The sequence below is a fragment of the Novosphingobium sp. B-7 genome (assembly GCF_000410615.1).
Taxonomy (GTDB): Bacteria; Pseudomonadota; Alphaproteobacteria; order Sphingomonadales; family Sphingomonadaceae; genus Novosphingobium; species Novosphingobium capsulatum.
This window is the reverse complement of record NZ_APCQ01000196.1, coordinates 1-2,974: the sequence shown is the minus strand read 5'-3', so window position 1 is coordinate 2,974 and position 2,974 is coordinate 1. Positions and strand designations below refer to the sequence as shown.

Sequence of the window (2,974 nt, the reverse complement as noted above, 5' to 3'; positions counted from 1 at the left end):
CGCGATCAGCGCGCCATCGGCCTGCCGCTGCCCGGCCAGGGCGACGCGCTCTTCCGGCCCCGGCGGCGGCATCAGCGCCTCGGGCGGAAGGGTGGGCGTGGCGCCGGTGAAGGGAATCGGGTCTGGCATAGGGCGTGAAACAGGGCAGGCTTGGTCTGCGCCATGGTGCGTTACGCGTTGCACTGCAACCATGCACGGCAGGAATCGTCCTCGTCCCGATAAGGCACAGCCTGCTACCCCTTGGTTAATCACGGCTGCGGGCTTGCCCCTTGGTGCAGGTGTCGCTATCCGCCCCGCCTGACGCCACCGGTGCCCGCAACCATGCGGGCTAAGAGGGAAGCCGGAACCAGCCGGCGCTGCCCCCGCAACTGTTTCCGGACGAGCGCCGCGCCCTTGCGCGCCACTGGCCCCTGGCGGGCTGGGAAGGCCGGCGTGTCGCGTTGACTTCGGATGAGCCAGGAAACCTGCCGGTGTGTGGTCGTTCCGCGGCCGGGCGGGGTGTACCGGGCGCAAGCGTGACGAGTCTTCCGCCAGGGCCCGGCGGACCCTCGCGCCATGGACGGCAAGACTGTCCATGGGCCGGGAGGAAAAGAACCGTGAAGACATCGCTTGTTGCGCTGGCCACTGCCATGATGCTGGCCGCCCCTGCCTATGCCGATGAAGCCCCCGTCACCGATGGCGCGCAGATCACCGTGCTGGCCACCGGCAACGACCTGTCGCTCGACCAGACCGGCCAGGCCATCACCGTGTTGCAGTTGCAGACGATCGAGGCGGTGCAGGGCGTTGACCTGACCCGCGTGCTCGATCGCGTGCCGGGCCTGACCTGGTCGCGCACCGGCGGGCTGGGCGCACAAACCGCCGTGCGCCTGCGCGGGGGGGAAGGGCAGCACACCCTGGTGCTGGTCGATGGCGTGCGCGTGGAAGATCCTTCGGCGCCATCGGGCGGGTTTGACTTCGGCACGCTGACGAGTGGCGGGATCGAACGGATCGAAGTGCTGCGCGGCTCCAACTCGGTGGTCTGGGGCAGCTCTGCCATTGGTGGGGTGATCGCGGTGACCACGCGTGAAATCGACGGCGTCGAAGCCTCGGCCGAGGCCGGCTCGCGCCGCAGCTATGATGCCGATGCTGTCGCCGGCGTGAAGCGCGATCGCTATGCGTTCTCGATCGATGGCGGCTATGCCACCACCGATGGCGTTTCGGCCGCTGCCAGCGGGACCGAGCGCGATGGCTATGACCAGTGGCGCGTGGGCGGCAAGGCGCGGGTCAACCTCACCGAAACGCTGTCGCTGGTCGCCAATGCCCGCTATGCCGATGGCAAGACCCAGATCGATGGCTATCCCGCGCCCGATTATGTCTTTGCCGATACCCCGGAATACACCACCACGCGGCAGTTCTTCGGCCGCGCCGGGCTGCACTATGCCGGCGGTCCGCTGACGCTCGACGCTGGCTATGCCCTGTCCGACACGCGCCGCCGCTATTACACCGGCGGGGCCGACAACGCGTTCGAATATGGCTACAACGGCCGCAGCGAGCGGGTGGAATTGAACGGCCGCTATAGCCTGCCTGCTGATTTCGCGATCGATTTCGGGGCGGATCGCGAATGGACCCGGTTCGACAGCACCTATGACACGCGCCAGAACGCGCATCTGACCAGCGGCCATGCCATGCTCGGCTGGTACACCGCCAAGGCCAGCCTCGCCGCCGGCGTGCGCTATGACGAACAGAGCCAGTTCGGCAGCAATGTCAGCCTGGGGGCCAACGGCACGGTGGAAGTGGTGCGCGGGCTGCGCCTCAATGCCAGCTATGGCGAAGGCTTCCGCGCGCCCACGCTCTATCAGATGCTCTCGCCCGATTACGGCAATGCCGCGCTCGCTCCCGAACGCAGCCGCAGCTATGACCTGGGCGTGGTCTATGCCAGCCAGGATGGCGGCTTCCATGCCGGCGTCACGCTGTTCCGCCGCGATACCCGCAACCTCATCGCCTATGTCTCGTGCTTCATGGCGCAAACCGCGCTGTGCCAGGGCCATACCTATGGCGTCTATGACAACGTCGGCAAGGCGCGCGCGCAAGGCGTCGAGCTCGATGTGGGCGCCGCGCTCAGCAGCCAGGTCAAGGGCACGATCGCCTATGCCTATACCGAGGCGACCGACCGCACGCCTGGCGCCGCCACGTTCGGCAACGACCTGGCGCGCCGCCCGCGCCACGCGCTGACCACCTCGCTCGATTGGACCACGCCCTGGGCCGGCCTGGCCCTGGCCGCAGACCTGCGCTTCCAGTCGGAAAGTTTTGACAACGCGGCCAATTCGATCAAGTTGGCGGGCGGTAGCGTCACCACCGTGCGCGCCAGTTTGCCGATCCTTCATCAGGCCGAACTTTTCGGCCGGGTGGAAAACGTGTTCGATCGGCCGCTGGTGACGGCAGCGGGCTATGGCGCGCTGGGTCGTTCCGTGTTCGGTGGCGTTCGCCTGCGGTACTGATGGCGTTGCGCCGGTTGGAGGAATGGCTTTGCCGTGAGCGGCCGCATCGTGCCTGACTTTGCCTTGCTCTGCCGGCGCATGGGGCGCGGTGCCGTGGTGCTGGCGCTGATGCTGGGCGGGTGCGCGCAGGTGCCCCCCGCCGATCCGCAGGCCACCGATCGTCTGCCCCGGATCGTGTCGCTCAACCCTTGCAGCGATGCGATCCTGGCAGAAGTGGCCGATCCCGCGCAGATCCTGGCGCTGTCTTCCTACAGCCGCGATCCGGCACAAACCTCGATGGACGTGGCGCAGGCCATGCGCTTTGCCACCACCGATGGCGCGGTAGAAAGCGTGCTGGCGCTGCATCCCGATCTGGTGGTGACCAGCACTTATGCCGATCCGGCCACGCTGGCGGCGTTGCGCGGGCTGGGCCTGCGCGTGGAAACGGTGGGCATTGCCGAATCGCTCGATGCCGCGCGCGCCCAGGTGCGCAGCCTGGCCGGCTGGGCCGGGCAGCC

At 68.0% G+C, this 2,974-nt stretch carries 2 protein-coding genes and 1 riboswitch; both genes read left to right on the top strand.

The genetic code is table 11. The annotated features are described in order from the left end of the window. Positions 1-290: 290 nt before the first annotated feature. Positions 291-487: riboswitch (cobalamin riboswitch) on the top strand. A 109-nt stretch (positions 488-596) separates the two neighbouring features. Then, complete coding sequence (locus H926_RS0102205; RefSeq protein WP_022674847.1) at positions 597-2,477, top strand: TonB-dependent siderophore receptor; 1,881 nt, start codon at positions 597-599, stop codon at positions 2,475-2,477. Positions 2,478-2,510: 33 nt separating this feature from the next. Beyond that, a partial coding sequence (locus H926_RS0102200) for an ABC transporter substrate-binding protein (protein ID WP_022674846.1) occupies positions 2,511-2,974 on the top strand: 464 nt, incomplete at its 3' end.